This window comes from Prochlorococcus sp. MIT 0701, from assembly GCF_000760295.1.
Taxonomy (GTDB): domain Bacteria; phylum Cyanobacteriota; class Cyanobacteriia; order PCC-6307; family Cyanobiaceae; genus Prochlorococcus.
In genome coordinates, this window is record NZ_JNBA01000010.1 from 39,159 (window position 1) to 63,689 (window position 24,531).

Annotated in this window: 30 protein-coding genes; 15 read left to right on the forward strand and 15 right to left on the reverse strand. The window is 55.4% G+C overall.

Annotated elements, in window-relative coordinates:
* The first annotated feature begins 53 nt into the window (after positions 1-53).
* The 9 genes from EV12_RS02070 to EV12_RS02105 all read left to right on the forward strand — a co-directional run bounded on the left by EV12_RS02070 (position 54) and on the right by EV12_RS02105 (position 6,416).
* Positions 54-206 (forward strand): high light inducible protein, encoded by a 153-nt coding sequence (locus EV12_RS02070; RefSeq protein ID WP_036911353.1) that lies wholly within the window; start codon positions 54-56, stop codon positions 204-206.
* Positions 203-1,273 carry a 23S rRNA (adenine(2503)-C(2))-methyltransferase RlmN gene (rlmN, locus tag EV12_RS02075; RefSeq protein WP_036911354.1) on the forward strand — a complete coding sequence of 357 codons (1,071 nt, stop codon included), beginning with the start codon at positions 203-205 and terminating at the stop codon, positions 1,271-1,273. The genes EV12_RS02070 and rlmN overlap by 4 nt, the downstream gene beginning before the upstream one ends.
* 42 nt (positions 1,274-1,315) lie before the next feature.
* On the forward strand, positions 1,316-3,085 hold the full coding sequence (locus tag EV12_RS02080) for a sodium:solute symporter family protein (protein ID WP_036911357.1): 1,770 nt from the start codon (positions 1,316-1,318) through the stop codon (positions 3,083-3,085).
* Between the two features lie 51 nt (positions 3,086-3,136).
* Positions 3,137-3,262 (forward strand): hypothetical protein, encoded by a 126-nt coding sequence (locus EV12_RS14750; protein ID WP_011825119.1) that lies wholly within the window; start codon positions 3,137-3,139, stop codon positions 3,260-3,262.
* Between the two features lie 34 nt (positions 3,263-3,296).
* Complete coding sequence (locus tag EV12_RS02085) at positions 3,297-4,091, forward strand: HEAT repeat domain-containing protein (RefSeq protein ID WP_036911359.1); 795 nt, start codon at positions 3,297-3,299, stop codon at positions 4,089-4,091.
* A gap of 99 nt (positions 4,092-4,190) precedes the next feature.
* Entirely contained in the window at positions 4,191-4,400 is a 210-nt protein-coding gene (locus EV12_RS02090; protein ID WP_036911439.1) for a DUF2997 domain-containing protein, read from the forward strand.
* Entirely contained in the window at positions 4,400-4,792 is a 393-nt protein-coding gene (locus EV12_RS02095; protein WP_036911361.1) for a DUF1257 domain-containing protein, read from the forward strand. The genes EV12_RS02090 and EV12_RS02095 overlap by 1 nt, the downstream gene beginning before the upstream one ends.
* Positions 4,793-4,808: 16 nt before the next feature.
* Positions 4,809-5,189, forward strand: coding sequence for a ferredoxin (locus EV12_RS02100; protein WP_011130866.1), 381 nt, complete (start codon positions 4,809-4,811; stop codon positions 5,187-5,189).
* 6 nt (positions 5,190-5,195) lie between these two features.
* Positions 5,196-6,416: an aldo/keto reductase gene (locus tag EV12_RS02105; protein WP_036911364.1), complete on the forward strand. Its 1,221-nt coding sequence runs from the start codon at positions 5,196-5,198 to the stop codon at positions 6,414-6,416.
* Here EV12_RS02105 and rsmG read toward each other — a convergent pair.
* On the reverse strand, positions 6,413-7,156 hold the full coding sequence (gene rsmG / locus EV12_RS02110; protein ID WP_036911366.1) for a 16S rRNA (guanine(527)-N(7))-methyltransferase RsmG: 744 nt from the start codon (positions 7,154-7,156) through the stop codon (positions 6,413-6,415). The two genes, EV12_RS02105 and rsmG, sit on opposite strands and share 4 nt — an antisense overlap.
* Between rsmG and EV12_RS02115 the strand changes: the two genes are divergently transcribed.
* The gene (locus EV12_RS02115) at positions 7,155-7,787 is read left to right on the forward strand and encodes a J domain-containing protein (RefSeq protein WP_036911367.1); all 633 of its coding nucleotides are present in this window, start codon (positions 7,155-7,157) and stop codon (positions 7,785-7,787) included. The two genes, rsmG and EV12_RS02115, sit on opposite strands and share 2 nt — an antisense overlap.
* Complete coding sequence (locus EV12_RS02120) at positions 7,729-7,995, forward strand: DUF3143 domain-containing protein (protein ID WP_052039449.1); 267 nt, start codon at positions 7,729-7,731, stop codon at positions 7,993-7,995. The genes EV12_RS02115 and EV12_RS02120 overlap by 59 nt, the downstream gene beginning before the upstream one ends.
* Positions 7,996-8,029: 34 nt before the next feature.
* Here EV12_RS02120 and bioA read toward each other — a convergent pair whose 3' ends face one another.
* The 6 genes from bioA to EV12_RS02145 all read right to left on the reverse strand — a co-directional run bounded on the left by bioA (position 8,030) and on the right by EV12_RS02145 (position 13,243).
* Complete coding sequence (bioA, locus tag EV12_RS02125) at positions 8,030-9,358, reverse strand: adenosylmethionine--8-amino-7-oxononanoate transaminase (RefSeq protein WP_036911371.1); 1,329 nt, start codon at positions 9,356-9,358, stop codon at positions 8,030-8,032.
* Between the two features lie 460 nt (positions 9,359-9,818).
* Positions 9,819-9,974 (reverse strand): hypothetical protein, encoded by a 156-nt coding sequence (locus EV12_RS13920; protein WP_011825131.1) that lies wholly within the window; start codon positions 9,972-9,974, stop codon positions 9,819-9,821.
* Positions 9,971-10,639 (reverse strand): dethiobiotin synthase, encoded by a 669-nt coding sequence (bioD, locus tag EV12_RS02130; RefSeq protein ID WP_036911373.1) that lies wholly within the window; start codon positions 10,637-10,639, stop codon positions 9,971-9,973. The genes EV12_RS13920 and bioD overlap by 4 nt, the downstream gene beginning before the upstream one ends.
* Positions 10,636-11,391, reverse strand: a complete 756-nt coding sequence (locus tag EV12_RS02135) for a methyltransferase domain-containing protein (RefSeq protein ID WP_036911441.1) — start codon at positions 11,389-11,391, stop codon at positions 10,636-10,638. Before EV12_RS02135 ends, bioD begins: the two co-directional genes overlap by 4 nt.
* A complete protein-coding gene (locus tag EV12_RS02140) occupies positions 11,388-12,104 on the reverse strand; it encodes an alpha/beta hydrolase (RefSeq protein ID WP_036911375.1) in 717 nt (238 codons plus the stop codon). The genes EV12_RS02135 and EV12_RS02140 overlap by 4 nt, the downstream gene beginning before the upstream one ends.
* A complete protein-coding gene (locus tag EV12_RS02145) occupies positions 12,101-13,243 on the reverse strand; it encodes an aminotransferase class I/II-fold pyridoxal phosphate-dependent enzyme (protein ID WP_036911377.1) in 1,143 nt (380 codons plus the stop codon). The genes EV12_RS02140 and EV12_RS02145 overlap by 4 nt, the downstream gene beginning before the upstream one ends.
* Before the next feature lie 125 nt (positions 13,244-13,368).
* Between EV12_RS02145 and EV12_RS02150 the strand changes: the two genes are divergently transcribed.
* Positions 13,369-16,143 carry a DEAD/DEAH box helicase gene (locus EV12_RS02150; RefSeq protein WP_036911379.1) on the forward strand — a complete coding sequence of 925 codons (2,775 nt, stop codon included), beginning with the start codon at positions 13,369-13,371 and terminating at the stop codon, positions 16,141-16,143.
* Positions 16,144-16,162: 19 nt separating this feature from the next.
* On the opposite strand, the gene EV12_RS02155 is transcribed toward EV12_RS02150, so the two are convergent.
* From EV12_RS02155 to EV12_RS02170, 4 genes are all read right to left on the reverse strand, one after another.
* Positions 16,163-17,512 carry an MFS transporter gene (locus tag EV12_RS02155; protein ID WP_241466486.1) on the reverse strand — a complete coding sequence of 450 codons (1,350 nt, stop codon included), beginning with the start codon at positions 17,510-17,512 and terminating at the stop codon, positions 16,163-16,165.
* 7 nt (positions 17,513-17,519) lie between these two features.
* Complete coding sequence (fumC, locus tag EV12_RS02160; RefSeq protein WP_036911445.1) at positions 17,520-18,917, reverse strand: class II fumarate hydratase; 1,398 nt, start codon at positions 18,915-18,917, stop codon at positions 17,520-17,522.
* Positions 18,918-19,074: 157 nt separating this feature from the next.
* Positions 19,075-20,370 (reverse strand): adenylosuccinate lyase, encoded by a 1,296-nt coding sequence (gene purB, locus EV12_RS02165; protein WP_036911380.1) that lies wholly within the window; start codon positions 20,368-20,370, stop codon positions 19,075-19,077.
* Positions 20,371-20,415: 45 nt separating this feature from the next.
* Entirely contained in the window at positions 20,416-20,760 is a 345-nt protein-coding gene (locus EV12_RS02170; RefSeq protein WP_241466487.1) for a hypothetical protein, read from the reverse strand.
* A gap of 18 nt (positions 20,761-20,778) precedes the next feature.
* Between EV12_RS02170 and EV12_RS02175 the strand changes: the two genes are divergently transcribed.
* The gene (locus EV12_RS02175; RefSeq protein WP_036911382.1) at positions 20,779-21,588 is read left to right on the forward strand and encodes a TlyA family RNA methyltransferase; all 810 of its coding nucleotides are present in this window, start codon (positions 20,779-20,781) and stop codon (positions 21,586-21,588) included.
* Here the strand turns inward: EV12_RS02175 and EV12_RS02180 are convergent.
* From EV12_RS02180 to EV12_RS02190, 3 genes are all read right to left on the reverse strand, one after another.
* Positions 21,585-21,923: a P-II family nitrogen regulator gene (locus EV12_RS02180; RefSeq protein WP_036911385.1), complete on the reverse strand. Its 339-nt coding sequence runs from the start codon at positions 21,921-21,923 to the stop codon at positions 21,585-21,587. The two genes, EV12_RS02175 and EV12_RS02180, sit on opposite strands and share 4 nt — an antisense overlap.
* 40 nt (positions 21,924-21,963) lie before the next feature.
* Positions 21,964-22,191, reverse strand: a complete 228-nt coding sequence (locus tag EV12_RS02185; RefSeq protein ID WP_036911387.1) for a hypothetical protein — start codon at positions 22,189-22,191, stop codon at positions 21,964-21,966.
* Between the two features lie 69 nt (positions 22,192-22,260).
* Positions 22,261-22,479, reverse strand: a complete 219-nt coding sequence (locus tag EV12_RS02190; RefSeq protein WP_036911389.1) for a DUF4278 domain-containing protein — start codon at positions 22,477-22,479, stop codon at positions 22,261-22,263.
* Between EV12_RS02190 and EV12_RS02195 the strand changes: the two genes are divergently transcribed.
* Together EV12_RS02195 and queF are read left to right on the forward strand one after the other, a co-directional pair.
* Positions 22,478-22,684, forward strand: coding sequence for a hypothetical protein (locus EV12_RS02195; RefSeq protein ID WP_036911391.1), 207 nt, complete (start codon positions 22,478-22,480; stop codon positions 22,682-22,684). The genes EV12_RS02190 and EV12_RS02195 overlap by 2 nt on opposite strands.
* A gap of 143 nt (positions 22,685-22,827) precedes the next feature.
* Positions 22,828-23,235, forward strand: a complete 408-nt coding sequence (gene queF, locus EV12_RS02200; protein ID WP_011825146.1) for a preQ(1) synthase — start codon at positions 22,828-22,830, stop codon at positions 23,233-23,235.
* 1 nt (position 23,236) lies between these two features.
* Here the strand turns inward: queF and EV12_RS02205 are convergent, their stop codons facing one another.
* Positions 23,237-24,529 (reverse strand): cytochrome c biogenesis protein ResB, encoded by a 1,293-nt coding sequence (locus EV12_RS02205; protein WP_036911393.1) that lies wholly within the window; start codon positions 24,527-24,529, stop codon positions 23,237-23,239.
* Between the last annotated feature and the right edge of the window lie 2 nt (positions 24,530-24,531).

The following is a 24,531-nucleotide window of genomic DNA, read 5'->3' on the forward strand; positions in this document are numbered from 1 at the left end:
CTCTCCTGAACGTTCGTTTCTGCTTTGCAAACGCTTGATTGAGGCCTTCATCCATGCTTGAGCCCACCATCATTCCGCAACGGCGAAAGCCTCGCTACGGCTTTCACAGCCATACCGAGAAGCTCAATGGACGTATGGCGATGCTTGGCTTTATTGCCTTAATGGTCTTGGAGGCAGCACTCGGTCATGGTTTGTTGATCTGGTGAGTTCTACCCATCTGCTTGGGGGCAATCAGGCGTTACTGGGTTGTAGTGCTAGTGAACTAGAGGGCTGGGCTGTTGCAGAAGGCCAGCCAGCCTTCCGAGGCCGTCAGTTGCATGACTGGCTCTATGCCAAGGGGGCCAGAAGTTTTGAGGCGATCACCGTGTTGCCAAAGGCATGGCGCAACTCTTTGCAACAGCGAGGCATCACGATTGGGCGGTTGTCGGAGGTGAACCGGGCTGTTGCGGTGGATGACACGACCAAGTTGCTGCTGGCAACGGTTGATGGCGAAACCATTGAGAGTGTAGGCATCCCCACCCAGCAACGTCTCACAGTTTGCCTATCCAGTCAGGTGGGCTGTCCAATGGCTTGTCGCTTCTGCGCTAGCGGTAAGGGAGGGCTGCAACGATCGCTGGCCACACACGAGATTGTTGATCAGGTGTTGAGCATCCGCGAGGCGATGGATCGCCGTCCTTCCCACGTTGTCTTCATGGGTATGGGTGAGCCTTTACTCAACATTGAAGCGGTCTTGGCGTCGATTCGTTGCCTGAATATTGATCTAGGCATTGCTCAGCGCCGTATCACTGTGAGCACTGTGGGTGTCCCCCATACTTTGCCCCAGCTGGCAGAACTGGCTATGAAACGTCTTGGTCGCGCCCAGTTCACCCTGGCTGTGAGTCTGCATGCTCCCAATCAAGAGTTGCGCGAACGTTTGATTCCTACCGCTCGCGCTTATCCATTCGAGACTCTTCTTCAAGACTGTCGCCATTATTTGGCAGTAACTGGCCGACGGGTGACTTTTGAGTACATCCTGCTTGGAGCACTTAATGATCAGCCTCAGCATGCAGAAGAACTAGCGGATCGGCTTAGGGGCTTCCAGAGTCATGTGAATCTGATTGCCTACAACCCCATCGACGATGAGGGTTTTCAACGTCCTAATCCAGAGACGATTGAGGTCTTTCGGCGTGTATTGGAGCAGCGTGGGGTGGCAGTGAGTTTGCGTGCAAGTCGAGGGCTCGATCAGAATGCCGCCTGTGGCCAGCTCCGCCGTCAGCACGCAGCCATAGGCTGAAATGGACTAGTTGAGTGAGACTGCGATCAACCGCTTAGCGATATGGCTGCCATTGATTGGATGATCCTCGCTGGTTATCTCGCCAGCACTCTCGTGCTGGGGCTTTGGTTGTCTCGTCGCAATCGAAGTGAGGATGATTACTTTGTTGCTGGACGTCGACTCAGTGGCTGGTTGGCTGGGGCGTCGATGGCCGCAACGACATTTTCGATTGATACCCCTCTCTATGTAGCCGGTCTGGTTGGCACACGCGGATTGGCCGGCAATTGGGAATGGTGGAGCTTCGGCCTGGCGCATGTTGCTATGGCAGTTGTCTTTGCTCCGCTCTGGCGAAGGAGTGGGGTGCTGACCGATGCTGCATTCACCGAGCTGCGTTATGGCGGAGCGCCTGCCGCCTGGCTCCGTGGGATTAAAGCATTTTTGCTCGCACTACCGGTGAATTGCATCGGTATCGGCTATGCCTTCCTGGCCATGCGCAAGGTGGTAGAAGCCCTGGGCATAGTGTCTGGCAGCCCTGTGGGAGCGCTTGGCGGCACCTCTGACACTGTTGTGCTGTTGGCAGTCGTAGCTGTGATGGTGCTTATTTACACCGTTGCTGGGGGCCTTTGGGCTGTCGTCATCACCGATTTCGTGCAGTTGCTGTTGGCTCTTTTGGGAGCGATGGCGGTGGCGTGGGCCGCCGTTCATGCAGCCGGAGGGATGGACGCCATGCTCGATCAACTGAGGGGGTTAGAGCGACCTGAACTGCTGGCGATTGTGCCCTGGGAATGGAATGGTGATGGCTTTGATTGGATTGGTGGCGCTGAGATCAGTGTGGCCACATTCCTGTCTTATCTCACTGTCCAATGGTGGAGTTTTCGTCGCAGTGACGGTGGTGGTGAGTTCATTCAGCGAATGTTGGCCACTCGGGACGAGCGTCAGGCTCAATTGGCTGGCTGGGTGTTTCTGGTGGTCAACTATCTGGTGAGGAGTTGGTTGTGGGTTTTGGTTGCTCTTGCCGCTTTAGTGCTCTTGCCAGCTCAGGCCGACTGGGAACTCAGTTACCCAACCTTGGCTGTGACCTACCTGCCACCGGTGGTGCTTGGTCTTGTGGTGGTCTCTCTGGTGGCGGCTTTCATGAGTACGGTTAGTACCGCAGTGAACTGGGGTGCTAGCTATCTCACCCACGACCTTTACCAGCGTTTTATAAGGCCGGATGCTGATCAGAGAGAGCTGTTGCTGGTCGGTCAATTCACCAGTGTTTTGCTGCTTGTTCTCGGGGTGATCACCGCATTAATTAGCGACAGCATCGGCACAGTGTTTCGTCTGGTGATTGCTATCGGTACCGGGCCCGGAGTGGTGCTTGTGCTGCGTTGGTTCTGGTGGCGGATCAATGCTGCTGCCGAATTGGCGGCGATGGTTTGTGGTTTTGTGGTGGGCCTTTGTACATCCGTGGTGCCTTTGTTGACAATCCCTGATTACGGCACCAGGTTGATGATCACCACAGCGATTACTGCTGTGGTCTGGGTTGTTGTGATGCTGGTCACTCCGCCTGAATCGCCGAAAGTGCTCGAGCGCTTTGTGCATCAGGTGCAGCCACCAGGCCCAGGCTGGAGTCGCTTGCGTCAACGCTTGGATATAACTCCGGTGGACTCCCTCGTGAGTTTGTGCTTGCGCTTCCTTCTTAGTGTCGGTCTGCTGTTTGGCGTTCTGCTCGGCACTGGCGCGTTCCTGCTACATCAGCAGCTAGGAGGTTGGATCGGTCTGGTGGTCGCTGTGGCCTGTGTGCTGCCTTTAACCCGTGGTTGGTTGCGCAGTCGGATGGGCATCGCATGATCTACAAGGTCTTGGCTTGGGCGGCAGAATGAGAGAAAGTGTTGATAAACCTTGGATTTCTTACGTTCCACCGTGTTGCCGGCCCTGATTGTGGCTTTGTTTGGGGTGGCTCTTGTGGCAGTAACTGCTCGTATCTGGTTGCCCGGGGACATGCTCGCGCCGGCTCCAATCGGTTGAGATCAGTTGGCCTAATGCCTCTACGATCAAGGTCATGAGTGATGCCTCCGGACAGTTAAGGGAAGAAGGTATGGCCAGCCTGGCCATTGATCCTGATGTCTTGGCCAAGGAGTTGGCGGCTGAACAGTACGTTGATCCGCTTGACGAGATCAATCCTGATGATTCAGACGTGGCGCATGTGTGCGACGCAGGTCTTAACTGGCTGAAGCTGGGCCATGAGGAGCGTCTGCAGGGGCTAAGGGTGTTTTGTGAACATAGGGATCCCAGGGCAGTGGCCTTGCTTTTGCCCTTGTTGAAGGAGCCTTGTCCAGTGGAACGGATGAGTGCTGTTTATGCGTTAGGTCGAAATCCTTCCCCGCCAGCTTTAGAGCCCCTTTTGCAGTTGCTACAGGCTGACTGCAATGCCTATGTACGTAAGGCAACCGCCTGGAGCCTGGGGAATTATGCCGATGCCCGCGTCCTCAACCCCCTCATTCATGTTCTTCAAAATGATGTTGCTGCGGTACGGCTATGGGCCACCGGCTCATTGGCGGAAGCCGGTGGCACCTCTCCTGCCAATGCCGATATCGCTGCAAGTCAATTACTGATTAGTTTGCAGATCGATGGTGAGCCTGTTGTGCGAAGTAACTGCATCTGGGCCCTCGGACGTCTTTACGACACGTTGGTTGAACCTCGTCGGCAGGAGTTGGTGGAGGCTTTTGTTGATTCTTTGCTCAACGATGCAGAGCTCTCGGTACGTGATGAGGCTCGCATCGCTCTTGAGCAGTTGGAAAACTCTGAGGTGATTCAGCGGCTTCAAACTCTTTTAGATGAAGGACGCTTGACCTGAAGGCTCTCTTGAGGTGATTGGTTTCATGGATCTTTTGAAAATCAACACGTCAGCTATCGCCCATGGCCGATAGCATTCGAGTCCCTTCCGATGAAGTGGATGCCTCAACACACTGTGCGATTTCGGATCCGTCAAGACGGACGTGTTGAAGAGAGTGTTGAGGGAGTTGTCGGCGAAGCCTGCCAGCACCTCACCGAGCGGATTGAAGAATCCCTAGGTGTCGTTGAACAAAGCACACCTACCGCCGAGGCGTTTCTTCGTCCTCAGGACCAGTCCCAGTCCCAGTCCATTCCAGCCGAGCTTCTTTGATGTCTCACTTCAGCACCGTTAAGACACACCTGCGCAAACGAGAGCCCCTGGTACAGGCGCTCAAGGATCTTGGTTATGTCCCCCAAGAAGGGGAGCGTTCTGTTCGCGGCTATCGCGGACAAACAGTCACAGCTGAATTGGCTGTGATCATGCCTGAAGGTGGTGATATTGGCTTCCGTTTGAATTCGGCTACAGGGGCCTATGAATTGGTGACGGACCTCGATCTCTGGCGGCAATCTGTTCCGGTGGAACGTTTTCTTGCTCAGCTCACACAGCGCTATGCCCTTAATACCGTGTTGGCATCAACAGCGCAGGAAGGCTTTGAGGTGGCAGAGCAGCGCAATACTGATGACGGCGCTATCGAACTGGTGGTAACTCGCTGGGATTCCTGACATCCAACCTTGACCATTGATTGATCCATCGGCAGCTTTTCAAGTTTCCGCCCAGCTTGATGAGCGGGCGAATGGATCAGAGCCGCTGCTTGGTGGCCAATTGCGTGAAAAGGCTGTCTGGGTTGATGAGGCTGTCTGCATTGGTTGTCGGTACTGCGCTCATGTGGCTACTAACACCTTTGTTATCGAGCCAACAATGGGTCGCTCGCGGGCCATCCGGCAGGACGGGGATAGTACGGAACGCATTCAGGAAGCCATTGCTACCTGCCCGGTGAATTGCATCAAATGGGTGCAGTTTGAGCAGCTAGATGAATTGCGAGCTCAATTGGCAGCTCTTGAATTGCTTCCTCTCGGGTTTCAAAGGACTTCTCGGAAGCGGCGCAATCATGGCTCCTAAGAGTTAATGAAGGCGTCTTTGGAGCAGAGCTTTCTGCCTTGCCGCCGCTTTGGCCGCACCGGTTTATCCATGCCTGTGTTGTCTTTAGGGGGGATGCGCTTTCAGCAGAGCTGGACAGATTTGGAGGCGGAGGTGATTACCTCTGAGTCGCAGAAACTTCTGCAGGACATTTTGGAGCGAGCCGTGGCCTGTGGCTTCCATCATGTGGAGACGGCGCGCCATTACGGCAGCTCTGAGCGGCAGTTGGGATGGGCGCTGCGTGATGTCTTGGATCCACAGCGGCTGTTGCAGAGCAAAGTCCCTCCTCGTGAGGATCCCAAAGTCTTTGAGGCGGAGCTGGCACTCAGCTTTGAACGGTTGGGATGTGAACGATTGGATCTAGTTGCCATCCATGGCCTCAATCTTTCGGAGCATCTGGAGCAGACCTTGCGACCAGGAGGTTGCATGGATGTGTTGCGTCGTTGGCAGGGTGATGGACGCATCGGCCATGTGGGTTTTTCCACTCATGGCCCTACCGACTTAATCGTGCAGGCGATCGAGACGGATGCCTTTGATTATGTGAATCTGCACTGGTATTTCATTTATCAAGACAATGATCCTGCACTGGATGCAGCTGCTCGTCATGACTTAGGCGTTTTCATCATTAGCCCGACAGATAAGGGTGGCCATCTGCATACTCCCTCGTCTCAACTTCTGGAACTCTGTGCTCCACTTCATCCAATTGTGTTCAACGATCTGTTCTGCTTGCAAGACCCAAGGGTTCATACGATCAGTGTTGGTGCCGCGCGACCCAGTGATCTCGATCGGCATCTCCAGGCGGTGGATCTCTTGCAGAGTGCCGCTGAGTTGCTGCCACCAGTCCAGCAGCGACTCGTTGATGCGGCACAGTTGGCTTTAGGTGAGGCTTGGTTGACCAGTTGGCAGAGGGGCCTGCCGCCCTGGCAGGAGTCTCCAGGCCAGATCAATCTTCCGATCCTGCTTTGGCTTCATAATCTGGTAGAGGCTTGGGGAATGGAGGGTTATGCAAAAGCCCGCTACGGTTTACTTGGCAATGGCAGCCACTGGTTCCCTGGAGCGAATGCCGAAGCACTGGATGCAGATGTGAGTGAGGCGGCCCTCAGGGAGGTGTTGGTGAACAGCCCCTGGTGTGATCAGATCCCAGGTTTGCTCCGCAGGTTGCGCAACCGTCTTGGTGGTCATCCTCAGCAGCGACTGACCAGTGTTTAAGACCCGAGCGGGTTCTTGGCAGGTATACCGACTGGCCGTGGGAAGGTCGCTGGGCAAGGGAGCGTTGCGCGCAGGCGTAATTGGTGACGCACCCCGCGATTGTCAGGAAGTTCGCGACGCTCCATCTTGATCAGATTGGCTTGTAGCAATTTGAGAGCCTTAGCGAGATCCTTTGCATCGTTGGGGCTCCAATGGCCACGAAATAGCAGGGCTTCACCATCTGGCTTGAGAAGGGGGACGAGGTATTCGGCGACAACCGGTGCTGTGCTCACTGCGCGAGCCATCGCGAGATCAAACAAGCCACGGCAGCACTGATCCTGCCCGGTGAGTTCTGCCCGTTCGCTACGTACCGTGACGCGCGACGTTAGCCCTAGCGTTGCCGCCATTGCATTTAGGGCAGCTGTCTTGCGCCCTACCGAATCCACCAAGGTGACGCTTGCGCCGGGTAGTGCGATGGCTAGGGCCAGACCGGGAAAGCCACCGCCACTGCCGATATCGATGCAACGACGAGGTTGTTGGGCGTTCTGCAATTCGCTTTGCAGAGGCCAGAGGCTGTCGAACACCTGCATGATCCAGTAGTCACCACCTTCGACCAGGCGGGTGAGGTTGACCCGGGCATTCCATTGGCGAAGCAGGGCTTGTAGAGCGATCATTTGCTCCAGTTGCTCACTGGATGGATGCCATCCAAGGGCATTCCAGAGCTCCGGGCCTGGGTTGCTAAAGCAGGCCTGATTTGACATGGGCAATCAGAACATAGTTCTCTCTAGGATGGAATTGTGCAAGGGGAGAGGTGATGATGGTCTGCGAGTTGCTGATCAACTTCTGGTTTTGACTCTTGTGAAGAGCCATTACGAGCGCCTGGGAGTTGCGCGCTCTGCAGATGTTGACACCATTCATCTAGCCTTCCGCCGTCGCAGTAAGGTTCTTCATCCCGATACGGCACCACTCCCCGCTGAACAGGCTGCCAAGCAGTTTCAGTTGTTGTGTGAGGCTTATGAGCTTCTCACCGACCCGGTGCGTCGCCAGGCGTATGACGCGAGCCTGATGGCAGAAGGGTTGTTGGCTGGGAGCTCCAGTGTTGGCACTGAGGCGCTGCCTTCAATGTCTTCTAGTGCTCCGAAGGGGGTTGGCGTGCGCCGTCCTCTTTCCGGGGGAGAGTGGTTCTCTCTGCTTCTACTGGGGCTGACTTTATTGTTCAGCCTGCTGATTGGCTTTGGAGTGGCTTGGGCTCATGGACGTGAGCTGCAAGTTTGGCCTAGTTGGCTCAACAGTGAACAGACTGCTGGCAGGATTTCAACACCAGGTGTCATCAATGTCGTCGTTGCCTCCCGAACAGACGCCTTTGGATCGCCATTCCCTCGTTTCTCTTGAGAGTTGGCTGCAGCGGCTAGGTGCTGAGCGCAGTTGTGAGGATCCCTGCCGATGGATTTGGCTCAGGCCTGAATGGTCAGCTGAGATCGTTCTGGAGCAGGATGAATTGAGGGTTGCCTGGGAGCAAGGTGGTCAGCGCAGTCAGTGCTGCTTCCCTTATGGTCTGCCGCGCTCCGATGTGGAGGCGGCTCTTTCGGAAGGCCCTTAAGAACGAGGGTGTTGCTTCTGTTGAGCGCTTGAACTCAGAGGGCTTCCAAGCCTGAATGGATGGCTGCATAGCATTGCTTCAGCTGAGCGTCATTGAGGCAGAGCGGAGGCAGCAGATAAACGACCTGACCTAGAGGCCGCAGGAAGACACCATTGTTGATGGCCTGTTGCTTGACGATTCGTCCTGCTGGATTGAGGTAGCCATGGCTCCCGTTTATCGCGAGGTCGAAGGCGGCGATGGTGCCGATCAGTCTTGGTTGCTGCACCTTTGGATGTTCAGCTAGGGCTTTGAGATGAGGTCGATGCCTAGCCTCAAAGTTTTCGTAGTTTTCTGGGTTGGCCTCCAGTAGGTCGAGGCTGGCGTTGGCGGCTGCGCAACCAAGGGGATTAGCAGTGAAGCTATGGCCGTGCCAGAGGGTGAGAGATGGATCATCGCCTACGAAGGCCTCAAACACCTCTTCGCGGGCCATGGTTACGCCCATGGGTAAAAATCCCCCGGTGAGTCCTTTCGATAAAGCGATCAAATCGGGTGCAAGCCCAGCACGCTTGAAGGCGAAGAGGGCTCCACAGCGTCCGAAACCAGTAAGAACCTCATCAGCAATCAGCAAGGCTCCCGCCGCACGTACGCGTTGCTCGACTTCTTGTAGGAATTCCGCTCGCACCATGGCCATGCCGCCTGCCCCTTGGACTATTGGCTCCAAGATGACTGCTGCTGTTGGGGTTTGAAGGCAGCGTTCCAGTTCACTTAGAGCAAGCTGTTCACGTGTTTCAACCTCTTCATCGCCCCACCAGGTAGCGGGCCAGGGCACCCGTGCCACTGGAAACAACATCTCATCAAATGGGGCACTGAATAGGTTGCGCTCCCCTACTGCCATCGCCCCGAACGTGTCGCCGTGGTAGGCCCCGTTGAAGGCGATGAGTTGTTGCCGAGGCTCGCCGCGGTTGTGCCAGCACTGACAAGCGATCTTGAGCGCAACCTCCACGGCGGTAGAGCCGTTGTCGGAGAAGAACAGGCGTTGAAGGCCTGTGAGGGCACTGAGGCGTGCTGCAAGTTGTTCTGCCTGGGGATGAATGAAGTCAGCAAAGATCACCTGCTCCAGTTGCTGTGCCTGGGTTGCGATGGCGGCGGCGATGCTGGGATTGGCATGGCCATGAAGGGTGACCCACCAGCTGCTGATTGCATCAATCAGGGGAGGTGCCCCATCAAGCATCAATAGCGCCCCATCCGCCGCGATGACACGCTGCGGCGGTAATGCCGATGCGATCTGGGTGAAGGGAGGCCAGAGATGGGGATGCCAGTTGTTGGCGCTTGGGGTGGAGAGTGGATCGAAGCAATCCATGACCCGATGGGGTTGTGTTGTCATCTTGGATCGTGATGTTGCAGTCTGAACTGATCACAACGGCTCGTTGCAATCCTTTGGCTAGAAGTATTGCTTGGCGATTGCACCACTATTTGCAGTTTGAGGATTTTGATATCGCTTGCCAGTGCTTTTAATTAAGTGATGAAATCCTTGTTTTCAAAGTGGTGCTTTGAGTTGTCTTAAGCAATTGCGAGGCTTTCCTCAAGCTTCTTTTTGATGATGTCTTGAAAGGCATTTTAGCCGTTCGGCTGTAGATAATTTTGATTCACATTGTAGTTGTTCTATTCTGCTGATTTGGTTTTATTGCTGCTGCAATACGTTTGTAGATGTGCTGACTGAGCAAGAAGGAATGCTGAATTCGGGAAGGCTTGTCGTTGTCGATGCAGAGAGTTTTGCGTTTGAATTCAATTCATCTATCCTTTTGGCCTGCTGCAGGTTGTTGCATTGATGAGAGGGGCGTGATTTAGCGGCAGACCTCGCTTTGTTGTTCCCCCTCTGTAGCGAGAGGGCCGCAGTTGACCCAGCGCACCATGCCAACTTCAATGTCGGTGAATAGCACAAGGATTCCTCCACAGAGAAGAACAACTCCAACGGTGGCCCATGACTGACGCTTGTTCATTGAACTTGACTCCAGGATTGCAATAGCCGTTTGAAGGTAAGGCTCAGGTCTTGCAGATGCCACTGCTCTGCGAGTGTTGCTGCCGTGAGATTGGGTAAGTGAGGCAACTGAGCGATGACTGGAACACCACCAAATTGTTCCAGGGTTTTTGGATTGTCGGGGTGGGGTGGACCATTGAGCACCAAACCTAAGACCTTCAGGTTGCGCAAGCGCAATGCTTCAAGGCTGAGCAGGGTGTGGTTGAGGGTACCCAGGCCACTGCGTGCAACGAGGATTAGCGGTAGTTGCCAACGCTCGAGTTGATCGAGTTGTAGCCATTGACGGTTGAGTGGCACCATTAGGCCGCCAGCAGTTTCTATTACCAGAGGACCAGATACAGCAGGCAATACAAGTTGATCGGGGTTGATGCAGCAGTTCTCTTGTTCTGCGGCCCAGTGGGGTGATACCGCGGCCTGGAAGTTATAGACCTCTGGGTGCCAACGTTCGGCGGGAAGATTAAGGAGTCGACAAACCCTATTGCGGTCTCCACCGTCTTCCTCTAGGCCGCTCTGTATTGGCTTCCAGTAGGTGGCAAGTAATCCTTGCACTAGTAATGCACTCACCACGGTCTTGCCGACGTTGGTGTCTGTGCCGCAGACGATGAGAGGAGTCTTTGCCTCAGTCATCGCTGGATTAAAAGCAGTTGGATCAGCCAGGTGAGTTGTGCATCTCCACTGTCCTGGCAACGTGGCCAGGCTTGTTTGAGATGACGCCAGTTGCCAACCCCCATGGCTGGGCAAGGGCTGGCCTGGGCACCAATTTGGCGCATTGGTTTCAAGAGCTGAAAAACTTCAGGACTCTCTTGGGTGAACTGGTGTAGCTGTTGATGGCGGATGCTATTGCTGGACAGAACCTCAAGCAATGACGCTTGGGAGGGGAATGGCAGAGCGGTGCAGCTCACGCCTGCCGTTGCTGCTGCTTGGTGCCACTGGGGGAAACTTCCTTGTACCGGTAAGGCCAACGCCAGCCAGCCTTGAGGAGCTAAGGCGGCCATCCATTCATTCAGTCGTTCTAAAGGATTAATCAGCCAGTGAAGGGAAAAATTCGAGGCCAACAAACTGGGTGGTGTGGGCCAAGACGGCAGGCCTAAATTGAGATCCCACAACTTTGAGGAGCTGGACTGGTGCTGATGTTTCAGCATCTCGGGACAGCCATCCACGCGGAGGACGGCTTGGTCTGGATTACAGGCTTCTAGAGCATCTGCCATTAGGCCTGTGCCTGAACCGAGGTCTACCCAGAACCCTGCTGGAATCGGCTGCCGAGCACACTGTCTGGCGAGCCTCCAGGCAACGGCACGCTGTAATTGCGCCTGGCCGTTGTAAGTGGTTGCAGCTTGCTCAAAGTTGCTCAACACTTGTTTTGACCAGCTATTGCTCAAGGGGCTGACTCCAGCCACTTGTGCACGCGTTCAATGAGTTCGGGTATCAGCAAGGCATGCCCTGCCTCAGGCAAGATCCAATGGCAAGGGGGGCTTTGTAAATGATTAAGCAGGGTTTCTACCAAGGCGATTCGTGCAGCGGGAACCACGATTGCGTCTTGCGCAGCTTCGACCACCAGCACCCTGGCCTGGGCAGGAAGTCCTGCTGGTAAACCATCAGTTTTGATTAGTAATTCGAGATCAGCCTGCAGTTGCTTGCGGCCGTTTACGGAGAGGCCTTGCTGGATGGGTCCAGCGGGTATGGCGCTAACGGGACTTGGCTGGGCGGCCCGAGCGAGGAAAGTGTGGAGCATGGCGTTTTCAGCTGCTGTGCCGAGGCGCTCTTGCATGCCCTTTAGGCCAGTGCGTAGGGCACGGTTTGCTGGTCCTTTGGGCAAGAAACCCCCGAAGCTTGCCAGCAGCACCAGATCGGTGGCCTGCGCAAGCACTTCGCTGGCGAGCAGGTGTGGACCTAAAGAATGGCCAATCACCACCCGTCGTTGCTCTGGTTGTGGTTCAGGGTTGTTATGCCATTTTGGTTTAAGTGGTGGCAGTGATGCGTAGCCCTGTTCTTGGCTTTGCCACAACCAGCCATGGGCTTGAAAATGGCGGGCCCAGAGCTGCCAGGTGTTGCTATCGCCACACCAGCCGTGCATGGCGATGATCTCTTTCATCCAGTTTCAAGGGCGCTCATCAGCCGTTCCAATGTCTCATCGGGTAGATCCCTGCGCAGCACAAGCCGAAGACGCGCGGTGCCTTCCGGAACAGTGGGGGGACGGATGGCCACGCTAAGTAGGCCGGCTTCCTCGAGTTGACTTTGGCGATTGAGAGCTTGTTGGTCGGAACCGATCACTAGAGAGAGGATTGGCCCATATCCAAGTGGGCGAGCCCATCCTCTAGCTGCCAATTGACCACGCCATTGCTCGGCACGCTCTTGCAGTTGCTTACCCCATTGAGGGTGAGATTGGATCAGGTTTAGGGCAGTGAGGGCTGCCGCCGCTAAGGGCGGTGCCAGTGCTGTGGTGTAACGAAAGGCGCCACTGTTTTGCAGAAGGTGATCGCCCATGGCGCAATCACCCGCCAGGAAGGCCCCACCGCTACCGAATGCTTTGCCGAAGGTGCCGCTGATGATTGCCACTGGTGCAGAGAGCCCATGGCAAAGACCTCGTCCTTGAGGACCGATGATACCCAGGGCATGGGCTTCATCCACGAGCAGCCTGGCACCATGCACTTCGCAGAGCTCGGCCATTGTTGACAGCGGTGGACTGGTGCCCTCCATGCTGAATAGGCTTTCGGTGAGAACAAGCGGCGGTTGATGCGGTTGATGATGCCGGCAGAGCTTGAGGCGACGCTCAAGGTCTGCCAGGTCATTGTGGGCGTAACGCTGCAGCCTGGCGCCACTGGCTTTGACACCCATCAATAGAGAATGGTGAACTAGGCGGTCAGCCAGTACTGGGGTATTGCGGTTGGCCAGTGCGATCACTGCGGCCAGGTTTGCTTGGAAGCCACTTGGAAAAAGCAAGACCCGCTCGCGACCTAGCCAGTCGGCGAGTGCTTCTTCCAGCGCCACATGCACTGACCGGCTACCAGTGACTAGCCTGGATCCACCTGCTCCAACACCTTCTGAATGCAAGGCTGCTTCGGCGGCTTCGATCAGCTCAGGATGCCTACATAGGCCTAGGTAATCGTTGCTGGCCAGGTCTAGTAGAGGTTTTGATTTCCCCTGAGGTGTCACTGCTTTTAACTCAGCTGGCCCTGGCCCTGGACGCCAGGTGCGCAGCTGGCGACGACGTGCTGGGGGCTGGCTTTGCATGGGTCCAGTCTGGAAGCCCTGCGCAGTTCAGGATGGCTTCTTTGGCTTGATTTTGCCTTGTTGGCATGCTGGCTGGTGCCAACGATTGCCAGAAGTGGATTGCAGGGCTCTTTAGGATTGAAACCATGAGTTCAGTGGCGCACGTCACGACTGCTTCCGACGTCGCCAAGCTTGAACTTGATCCATTAGCGATCTTTCCTTTTCCGCTGGATGAATTTCAGCTTGAGGCAATTGCAGCACTTAACCATGGACATTCTGTGGTTGTGAGTGCTCCTACGGGATCCGGTAAGACATTGGTTGGCGAATATGCCATCCATAGGGCGATTGCTCATGGGCAGAAGGTGTTTTACACCACGCCCCTGAAGGCTCTGTCAAATCAGAAGTTGCGCGATTTCCGTGAACAGTTTGGTTCGCAGAACGTGGGGCTGATGACCGGTGATCTGAGCGTCAATCGTGAGGCCTCGATTGTGGTGATGACCACCGAGATCTTCCGCAACATGCTTTATGCGGAAGCAGATCAGGCTGACGATCCGTTGGCTGACGTGGAAGCGGTGGTGCTCGATGAGTGCCATTACATGAATGATTCTCAACGGGGAACGGTGTGGGAAGAGTCGATCATTCACTGTCCAGCGTCTGTGCAATTGCTGGCACTTTCTGCAACGGTGGCCAATGCTGGACAGCTCACCGACTGGATCGAGAGGGTGCATGGCCCTACACAGTTGGTGTTCAGCGATTATCGGCCGGTACCACTGCAGTTCAGCTTCTGCAGTGCCAAGGGATTGCATCCTTTGCTCAACGATGCGGGCACAGGACTTCATCCCAACAGCAAGGTGTGGCGTGCTCCTAAGGGGCACAAGCGCAAGGGGCGTTCCCCTAAGCCCCCTCAGCCAGAACCACCGCCAATCAGATTTGTGATTGCGCAGATGGCGGAGCGCGAAATGTTGCCGGCGATTTATTTCATCTTCAGCCGTCGTGGCTGTGATAAATCCGTTAAGGATCTTGGCTGCCAGTGTCTGGTCTCACCGACCCAGCAAGAGCAGATTCGCCAGCGTCTTCGAACCTATAGCGAGACCAATCCAGAGGCTGTTCGTGATGGCATCCATGCTGATGCCCTGCTGCGGGGCATTGCTGCTCATCATGCTGGTGTGCTGCCTGCGTGGAAGGAACTGATCGAGGAGTTGTTTCAGCAGGGGCTTGTGAAGGTGGTGTTTGCCACTGAAACGCTTGCGGCAGGGATCAACATGCCGGCACGTAGCACTGTGATTTCAGCTTTGTCGAAGCGCACTGAGCGTGGTCACCGACCACTGATGGGCAGTGAATTTTTGCAGATGGCAGGCCGTGCCGGCCGGCGCGGGTTGGATTCTCAGGGTTATGTGGTCACAGTGCAAAGTCGTTTCGAGGGCGTGCGTGAGGCAGGCCAGCTGGCCACCAGCCCAGCAGATCCTCTTGTGAGTCAGTTCACTCCTAGCTACGGCATGGTGCTGAACTTGTTGCAACGCCATGACCTCAAGAAGGCAAGGGAACTTGTAGAACGCAGTTTTGGTCGCTATTTAGCCAGCCTGGACTTGGTGTACGAGGAGGAATCGCTCGAACAACTGCGGCTACAGCTGGGGCAACTGCAGGGAGTTGCTGGTGATGTTCCCTGGCAAGACTTTGAGGATTATGAAAAGCGACGCAGTCGATTGCGTGAGGAGCGGCGTTTGTTGCGGATTCTGCAGCAACAGGCTGAGGAGACCTTGGCCAATGAGCTCACCTTGGCTTTGCAGTTTGCCAGTGTTGGCACCTTGGTGAGCCTGAAGGCTCCCCAGCTGCGGGGACGTGTCACTCCAGCTGTGATCGTCGACAAGCTTGAGGGCCCAGGTCAGTTTCCGCTTCTGCTTTGCCTAACCGATGAGAACGTTTGGCTACTGCTGCCCTGTCAGGCGGTTGTCAGTTTGCATGCGGAATTGAGCTGCTTGCAAGTGACTGAAATGATTGAGCCGGATCTGCAGCGCTCTGGCGAACTTCGCCATGGTGATCAGCAAAGTGGAAGGCTTGCTCTTGCTGTTGCCCATATTGCCAAGCGTCACGACATGACGACTCCCCAATACGACTTGGCAGGTGAGGTGTTGGCCCAGGCGCAGTTGGTTCGTGGCCTTGAGGAAGAGTTAGAGCAGCAACCGGCGCATCGTTGGGGGGATCGCAAACAGCTCAAGAAACATCGCCGTCGTATGGAGGAGCTGGAGCTTGAGATCTGCGAACGTCAGCAGTTGCTGCACCAGCGGGCCAACCGTCATTGGGAGACCTTTTTGAGTTTGATCGAGATCCTGCAGCACTTTGGTTGTCTTGATGATTTGGATCCCACGGAGATTGGTCGCACTGTGGCGGCGATGCGGGGCGACAACGAACTTTGGCTGGGTCTTTCATTAATGAGTGGTCATTTGGATGACTTGCACCCTGCCGACCTGGCGGCGGTGTTCGAGGCGATCAGCACGGAGGTCAATCGCCCTGATCTTTGGAGTGGCTATCCACCACCTGCGAGTGCGGAGGAGGCCCTCCATGATCTAGCAGGTATTCGCCGAGAGCTCTTGCGGGCACAGGAGCGCTGCCAAGTTGTTGTTCCCGCTTGGTGGGAGCCTGAGCTGATGGGTTTGGTCGATGCTTGGGCGCGTGGTGCCGCCTGGAGTGATCTGATTGCAAATACCTCACTGGATGAGGGCGATGTCGTGCGGATCCTCCGCCGCACGGTGGATCTACTCGCACAGGTGCCTTACTGCGAGGCGATCAGTGATCAGTTGCGTCGTAATGCACGTTTGGCACTGAAAGCGATCAATCGCTTCCCTGTGTGTGAGGCAGAGGATCTGTTAGATGCGGCTGCAGTTGAGGCAGAACTCAATCCTGCTACAGAGCGGGTGGCTTGATCAGGAGAGTTCTGGTTGGTTAGTGGGCCATGACAAATTTCTCTTTGCGCGGTCTCGTATCTTTCACGCAGAGGGAGAACCCTGTTGATATGAGCATCAGGACCACCACGAGACCATAGCCTTGGAGCTCCTGGGCCGGGGAGGGGACCAAGCCCTTAGCAACCCCTATTTGAGTAAGGAAGCCAACAGCGGGCTGAATGAATACTGGCAGCACCATGACAACGAAGTTCACGAAAGCTAGTTTGACTGCACGGTTATGACGTTTGGCCACGTCGGCCGTCATCACGAAAGCGAGCACCTGGGCACCTGTTGTCAATCCGAGCGCGATCATCAACACCGCGGTCCACCAAAGCGGGGCTGAGTTCGCAAAGGCAATCGCAACGGCGATCAAGGACGACAAGATTGCTCCAGTGACGAAAAGAATCTTGCGGCGCTTCAAACGATCGGATAAGTGCCCGGTTGCAATTCCTCCGGCAGCGAAACCAATGAAGATGAGAGTGGTTAGCAAACTCGACTGCCCTGTCGACAATCCTGAGTCGATGTGCAAGAAGTTCACACCCCAAAGATCGCCAATCACTGAGATCGGGAGATATAAACCGGCTGCGGCGAGAGAAAGACACCAGAGATTCCGGTCGCGCATGATTTCCTTAAGCAGACTCGCGAGTGGCTGCGGACTCTTTGGATCAAACCCGTCTTCTCGCATCAACTCCACGAACCAATTGGGGCGCTTGGGTAGGAGTTTCCACAGCATGAGCGCGATGATCAGACCCGCCCCTGTACAAACCAGCAAAGGGACGCGCCAACCCCATGACTTCGCCAGAATCAGAAGAGGGTATTGAGCGAAAGATGCGCCCAGAGTGCCCATTGCTACGGTTAAACCCGGGACCATCCCATGACGTTGTGGCGGGAACCAGACCATGGCGAGATAGATGACGCCGAGATAAGCAACTGAACTGCCCAACCCCTGCATCAATCGCCCTAGTCCCATCACCACCACATCGTTGGTGCTGGCAAAGAGTAGACAACCCAGTGCTACGACAACTGCCGCTGGGGCAACGACGGCACGGACTCCGAAGCGATCGAGAAGGCGGCCTACAAGAAGCTGTGAGGGAGCGTATGCGAGAAAATACATTCCCATGGCGAGGCCAAACTCTCCCTGGCTCGAGCCGGTGACCCGCATCAATTCGGGCTGAAGGACGCCCGGTGCGACTCGTGCGAAGAACTCGTAGAAATAGAAAAGGGAGCAAACTAGAAAGAGCATCCAGGGTCGCCAACCCTGGCGGGCTCGATGGGCTTGACCATGAAGACTGCGGATTCGTTTCTGGGCGGAACTCTGGATGCTTTTTGATTCGCCATGATTTGATTTCATCGGCGGTTCATAGCCCAGCAGATGTCATTGATGCCGGATTAACAATGCGATCGAAGTCTTCTTGGCTCACATAGCCGAGTTTTAGTGCGGCTTCACGCAGGCTGAATCCCTTTTCATGGGCAAGGTGGGCAATTTCGCTGGCTTTGTCGTAACCGATCTCTGGGGCTAAAGCCGTCACAAGCATCAGCGATTGTTCTAGATCCTGCTGGATCTTGGTTCGGTTTGGTTCAATCCCTTGCACCATTGCCAGCCGGTAATTGCGGCAGGCGTCATGTAGCAATTCAATGCTGTGAAGCAGGTTGAAGCCAATCAGGGGTTTGTAGACGTTCATTTGGAGATGACCACTACCACCTGCCATGGTCACGGCTGAATCCAGCCCGATGACCTGTAAACAGACCATGGCCATGGCCTCGCATTGAGAGGGGTTGACTTTCCCAGGCATGATCGAGCTTCCGGGCTCATTTTCAGGGAGATGCAGCTCTGCCAGGCCGGCCCTTGGGCCACAGGCCAGTAGGCGTAGATCATTGGAGATCTTGAATAGGGCAACCGCCAACATGCGCAGCTGAGCCATTGCATTCACTAACCCGTCATGGCTCGCCATCACGGCGAACTTGTTTTTGGCTGAGCTGAATGGCAGGCCTGTGAGGCGGGCAAGTTGCGCAGCTGTTTCTTGATCGAAGCGAGCTGGGGCGTTGAGGCCAGTCCCCACGGCGGTGCCTCCAAGCGGCAGGGGGTAGAGCTCTACCAGGCTTGCCTGAATACGACTATGGGCTGTGGCAATTTGATCCCGCCACGCAGAGGCTTCCTGCCCAAGGGTGAGAGGTACGGCGTCCTGTAGATGGGTGCGACCGATTTTGATGATGTCACTCCAGGCATTGCTTTTACTTGCAAAGGCTGCGATTAATCGCTCCAGTTCAGGCAGCAAGCTTTTGGTGATCCCCTGGGCTGCGGCGATATGTATAGCCGTAGGGAAGGCGTCATTGGTGGACTGGGATCGATTGACATGATCGTTTGGATGCACCGGCCTATGGCTACCTAGGGGTTCGTCGTTCGCTTGAGATGCCAGGTTGCTAATCACCTCGTTGACATTCATGTTTGTGTGGGTGCCGCTACCGGTTTGCCAGATCCTCAGTGGGAACTGGTCGTCGTGGAGACCGGATGCAACAGCAGAGGCTGCCTTGATAATTTGATCGCGCTGGATTTCATCGAGCACACCCAGGCGACAGTTCACGCTGGCGGCAGCCTGTTTGATCAATGCCAAGGCATGGATCAGTTCGACTGGCATGCGGTCTTCGCTGATGGCGAAGTTAAGTAGCGATCGCTGGGTTTGTGCACCCCAGAGGACCCCAGCGGGCACCTCCACAGTGCCCATGCTGTCGTGTTCGATGCGCACCAGGTCAGCCATCATTTTTTTGGCAAGGGGCAGAAGCAGATCACATTGATCTTTACGTGTTTTATGGGGCTTGGGAGTGCGTTAGAACCCATTCAATGATGGTGAAAAGTCTGGCGAGACTTGAACACTCAAATCATTCCAATCGGTTTAGACGTCCAGGACATGGGATTCAGAGTCCGAGCCGTTGCCAGATCACGTCCAGGTTGGCTTGGTGTAGCTCAGTGCTGAAGCATTCGGCTAGCGCCTTGGCCTTGAGAAGGGTCGATACTTCAGGATCGGCCTCAAGATTGGCGCGGAAGTTACCCCCTTCGGTATTCCACGCAGAATGGGCGTTGCGCTGGACAACACTGTAGGCATCTTCTCTGCTCATGCCGTTCTCAACAAGCGCCAAGAGCACCCGCTGACTGAAGACCACGCCGCCATAGATATTCATGTTACGGCGCATGTTTTCTGGGTAGATGCCAAGGCCCTGCACGACTTGGGTCATCTCCCGCAACATGAAGTGGAGTGTGACGGAGCAATCCGGCAGCATCATTCGCTCAGTGGAGCTGTGACTGATATCACGCTCATGCCAGAGGGCCACGTTCTCGAGTGCTGCGACGACATAGCTGCGTAGGACCCTTGCAAGACCACTAATCCGCTCAGCCCGAATCGGGTTGCGTTTGTGTGGCATCGCCGAACTTCCCTTTTGACCCTTGGCAAAGCTTTCCTCCACTTCCAGCACATCGGTTCGCTGCAGGTTGCGGATCTCTGTAGCGAACCGATCTAGAGACGCTCCTACTAATGCCAGGGTCTGTACATAGTCAGCATGACGATCGCGAGAGATGACCTGGGTACTAGCGGTGTCTGGGATGAGACAGAGGCGCTCGCATGCGAGCTGCTCAACCTTTGGATCCGTGTTGGCGTAGGTGCCCATGGCGCCGCTGATCTGGCCTACAGCCACATCCCGTGCTAGTCGCTCCAGTCGCTCGGCATTGCGCATTGTTTCTGCTAGCCAACCGGCCAGTTTGAAACCGAAGGTGATTGGTTCGCCATGGATGGCATGGGAGCGGCCGATCATGACTGTGCCCTTGTGCTCCACTGCCAGGCTGCGGATCGCCTCTTGAAGGGTGCTCAGTTCTTGTTGCAGCAATGCCACAGAGTTTTTCAACTGCAGGGCCAGACCCGTATCCAGCACATCGCTGCTGGTCATGCCGACGTGGATGTAGCGGCCGGCATCCCCAACGTGTTCATTGACGTTGGTCAGGAAGGCGATGACGTCGTGGCGAACCTCTGCCTCAATCTCCAAGATTCGCTGTGGCTCGAAGGTTGCACGTTGACGAATCTGCTGCATGTCAGCTTCTGGGATCTTCCCCAGTTGGCAGTTGGCCTCACAAGCGGCGATCTCTACATCTAGCCAGCTTTGATACTTGGCCCTGTCGGTCCAAATCTCGCCCATCTCGGGCAGTGTGTAGCGCTCGATCAAGGACTCACAGACGGGCGGGTGATGCTTGAACTTAAGCCTTTGGATTCAGGCTGACTTGAGACGGCGGTGTTCAACTTCCCAATGAACATGTTGCCCCCAGGCTTGCTGCCGTACCCAGCAGCGGCCACCTTTGCATTGGATCAATTGGAATGGCGGTAGATCGTTGGGTTGATTTTCAAGGGTCACAAAGCTGCCCGGCGGAAGTAGCTCCAGCACTGTGGCAAGTTGCTTTTGAGGAACAACATGCTGATTGCTGCGGCTTGGGTACCGATGGGTATCTATGAGTTGTGGAGGTTGGCCTTGAGACACGTCCTTGCGGGCGAGTTGCGGTGATCTTCTCGGAAGCTTTTGCTTTTTGCGGTGGTTAAGAGGTTTTTGTTTCGTTTTCAAGTCTGCTTTTATGACGAAATGTCCCACAAACAGCGTCTTGATCTACTGCTGCTGATGAAGGGCTTGGCTAGTTCTCGCCATCAGGCTCAGCAGCTGATCCGTGCCGGCAAGGTGCGAGATGGCAATGGCCAGCTGCTTGATAAGCCTGGTCATGAGGTGTCGCAGGAGCTTGAGCTTCAGGTTGAGCAGCCACCGAGATTCGTGTCTCGTGGCGGGGAGAAGTTGCTGGGAGCTCTTCGGGCGTTTCCTCTCAACGTTGAGGGACGAGTGTGCCTGGATGGCGGCATCTCGACAGGAGGTTTCACCGATTGCCTGTTGCAGCATGGTGCTGCTCGGGTTTATGGAATCGATGTGGGCTATGGCCAGACGGCCTGGGATTTGCGCAACGACCCTCGCGTGGTGCTCAGGGAGCGCACCAACCTGCGCACCCTGAGCTCTGATCAGCTCTACGGGGCTGAGGAGCCTTTGGCGAGCCTTGCTGTTGCTGATCTTGCCTTCATTTCCTTGCGGCTTGTGCTGCCTGCCATCAAGAAACTACTTAAGCCAGACCACTCAGAGGCAGTGCTGTTGGTGAAGCCCCAGTTTGAGGTTGGGCGTGAGCGGGTGGGTAAAGGTGGAGTGGTCAGGGATGCCTTGGCCCATGTGGATGCCTTGAAGAGCGTGATCGATGCATCAAGGTCTTTGGGTTGGTGGCCCAAGGGACTTATCGCCTCGCCAATCACTGGACCGGCTGGTAATCATGAATACCTGCTCTGGCTGGGTGACGAGGAGGAGACCCTCGCAGATCTTCCAGTTCTTGAGAGACTTGTGGCTCAGACGTTGGCTTAGAGGGCCTTGCTGTCACGATCACCGGTACGGATACGTACTACGGAATCCACTGGAGAGATGAAAATCTTGCCGTCACCGATTTCGCCGGTTTTGGCAGCTTCTGCAATGGCTTGCACGACAGCTTCCACTCTGTCGTCGTCGACGACTACTTCGACCTTTAACTTCTGCAGGAATTCAACGGTGAATTCCGAGCCCCGATAGCGCTCGACTTGGCCTTTCTGGCGTCCGAAGCCTCTCACTTCACTCACAGTCATGCCGATGATCTCGGCATTGACTAATGCAAGCTTGACGTCCTCAAGCTTGAAGGGACGGACAATCGCCTCGACTTTCTTCATGACGGCTTGATGTTGCTCGTTCAGAGATAAAGGAAGTGTGTCAGAAACGGCCTGGAACTGATAGGGCAGATAGATATCCGAGGCTCATTCCTGCGTTCTTTGCATCCTGGGAAAGGACTTCCGCGTCCAATTGAGGAAGTCTGACTTGGCTTGTAGCAAGAGCCTCCCAGTGGGCATCTTCAAAATGGGTCTGTAGCCAGAGCATTCCATGGATGCTGGCAGGGCGGATCTGGATGCTGTCACCAGTGCCGATTAACCAGATGTCCATCAACGAGGCCCGTTTCTGAACCCATTAGGGCTTTTTCAACGGGCCTTGGTTGTGGCTGTTGTTACCGATTTAGCTGTTGCAGCTTGTGGCGGCGTCATTTTGGCGGTGATGGTAGATCTTGCCGCGATAATTGAGTTCCACCTCGGTGTCAGCAGGTAGTGCGTCATGCTTGAGGGGAGCCTCATAGCGCTGGCCGCGGTAGACATGCTTGACGGTGCTGTTGCTGGGTTGCTCGTGGTCAGCAGTCTTGTAGGCGACGCCGCGATAGGTGCGTTCTTGAGTGGTCATGGGATGGGCCTCGAAGGGATGGGGTTTTTGCCTTGATGGCAGAGGTGCCGCTTCGTGGAAAGGAGCGTTGCTTCGCCTTGCGGAGGGCTACTTCCTGCTGATGGATCAACGACGATGCGATGACCTAGCTCAACGTTTTGTCCTTCAATTCCTTTTTACAGCGATCACACTGTTCATGGTGAACATTTTCGACTTTGTGATCTGAAGAGTTTCTTAAATTGGGTCTTGAAGAGCGTTTCTGCGGTTTGCGTTGACTCCAAGGCGGAGACTCCAAGGCGGATTCTTTCTCCTCTAAGGCCGAGCCATGGGCCGAGATCTAGGGTCCGTTTTAGGCATCGTTCCATCCCCGTGAGCAGTACTGAGGCGCAGGCATCTAAACCCCTCTATGGCGAACGGGTGATCGCTGAGGGTGAGCTGATCTGTTTTGACAATCCGAGGCCTGAGCGGCCCTATGAGATCTCAATTGAGTTGCCTGAGTTCACCTGTCAATGTCCTTTCTCTGGTTATCCCGATTTTGCTGTGTTACGTCTGCTCTATCAGCCAGGCCCGAGGGTGATTGAGCTCAAAGCGATCAAGCTCTATGTGAATAGCTATCGGAATTGCTCGATTTCACATGAGGAGGCTGCAAACAAGATCCTCGATGATTTGGTCGTCGCCTGTGATCCGGTCTGGATGCAATTAGAAGCAGATTTTAATCCGCGCGGCAATGTGCATACGGTGGTGCGGGTTAGTCATGGCAGTCGTCAGCCCTGTTGAGTTATTGCTGTGGTACTGCTGCTGCAAGCAGGCTGGGCAGCTCATTAGCGAAGCCGGCCAGATTGCGGTTGCAGAGACCTCCAACGTGTAGGCATTCATTTTCAGGGTCGCCTACCGCCCAGAGTTGGCGAGTGGCAATCATGCTCAGCCCACCACCCACCAGGGTGATCAAGAAACCGATGTAGACCAGAGGCACGCCCGGATCGCGCTTGAGAAGAAGGCCGCTGGCGGGTAGAACCTCGACGACGCGGATGGGTATTCCCTTCACTTCTGCTGTTGGGCCTCCTGGTCGCAGGCTGGCCAATCGCTCACCGGTGGCATCGAACACTTGTACTGGCCCTGCTTCGCTGGTGAGGCTCAGAAGGACTGGCTCGCTGCCATCAGGGTTGGTAGGTAGTACGAGTCCCCAGACCTGTTCACCAAGCTCTGGGAAAGTGCGTAGAGGCAGCTGTAGTAAAGGGCTGCGGCCAAGTTGCAGTGTGATCGCAGCTAGGGACCAGTCGGCTTGATAGACAGTTAAGCCATGGAAGCGCAGTGGATGGTTGACACTGACTTCGTGCAGCTTGGCAGTGTCTTGACCAGGCTCAAGCAGCTCTAGTTTTGAGCGGAACTGTTCAGGGCGACCCGCTGGGTCTCTCTCAATTCCAAAGTTTGTGAGGGTGAGTTTGAGATGGCTGTTCCCATCACGGTTTAACAAGTCGAGGGAACGCCCCGGGGCGAGGAATTGTTCCAAGCGGTGTCCACCCAAGGAACCCCAGACGGCCCCTAGCATCAGCAGCACTAGGCCCAGATGCACAAGCATTGGCCCTGCTCGGCCGATGATCCCTCGACGCGCGGCAAGCCTGCCAGGCTGTTGTTGGACTTGCCATCCCTGTTGATGGAGATGGGCTGCCAGTTTGTCGATACTTTCGTTTTTTGGTGGGCTTGCGATCGTTTCGGCGATGGCCAGTTTGCTTAATTGACGCGGCTCCTGGTAGTCGATCCATTGCAGAGCTGCTTGCAGAGCAGGCCATTGTCTTCGCCAGCTGCAGAGGATCAGTGCAAGCCCAAGCCAGGCCAACAGCGCTAAAAACCAGCTGCTTGTGTAAACGTGATCCAACTGCAGGCGCAGAATCATCGAACCGTTGACAAAGCCCAGCCAGGGTTTGTCGCTATAGCCTTCCAGGTAGCTCTCTCGCAGTTCTCCCTGGGGTATCGCAGTACCTAGGGCACTTGCGAGTGCGATCACGAGTAGCAAGCCTATGGCTATTCGTAGGTCGGAGATCCAGGCCAGGAGGCGTTTAAAGGTGGCCATAG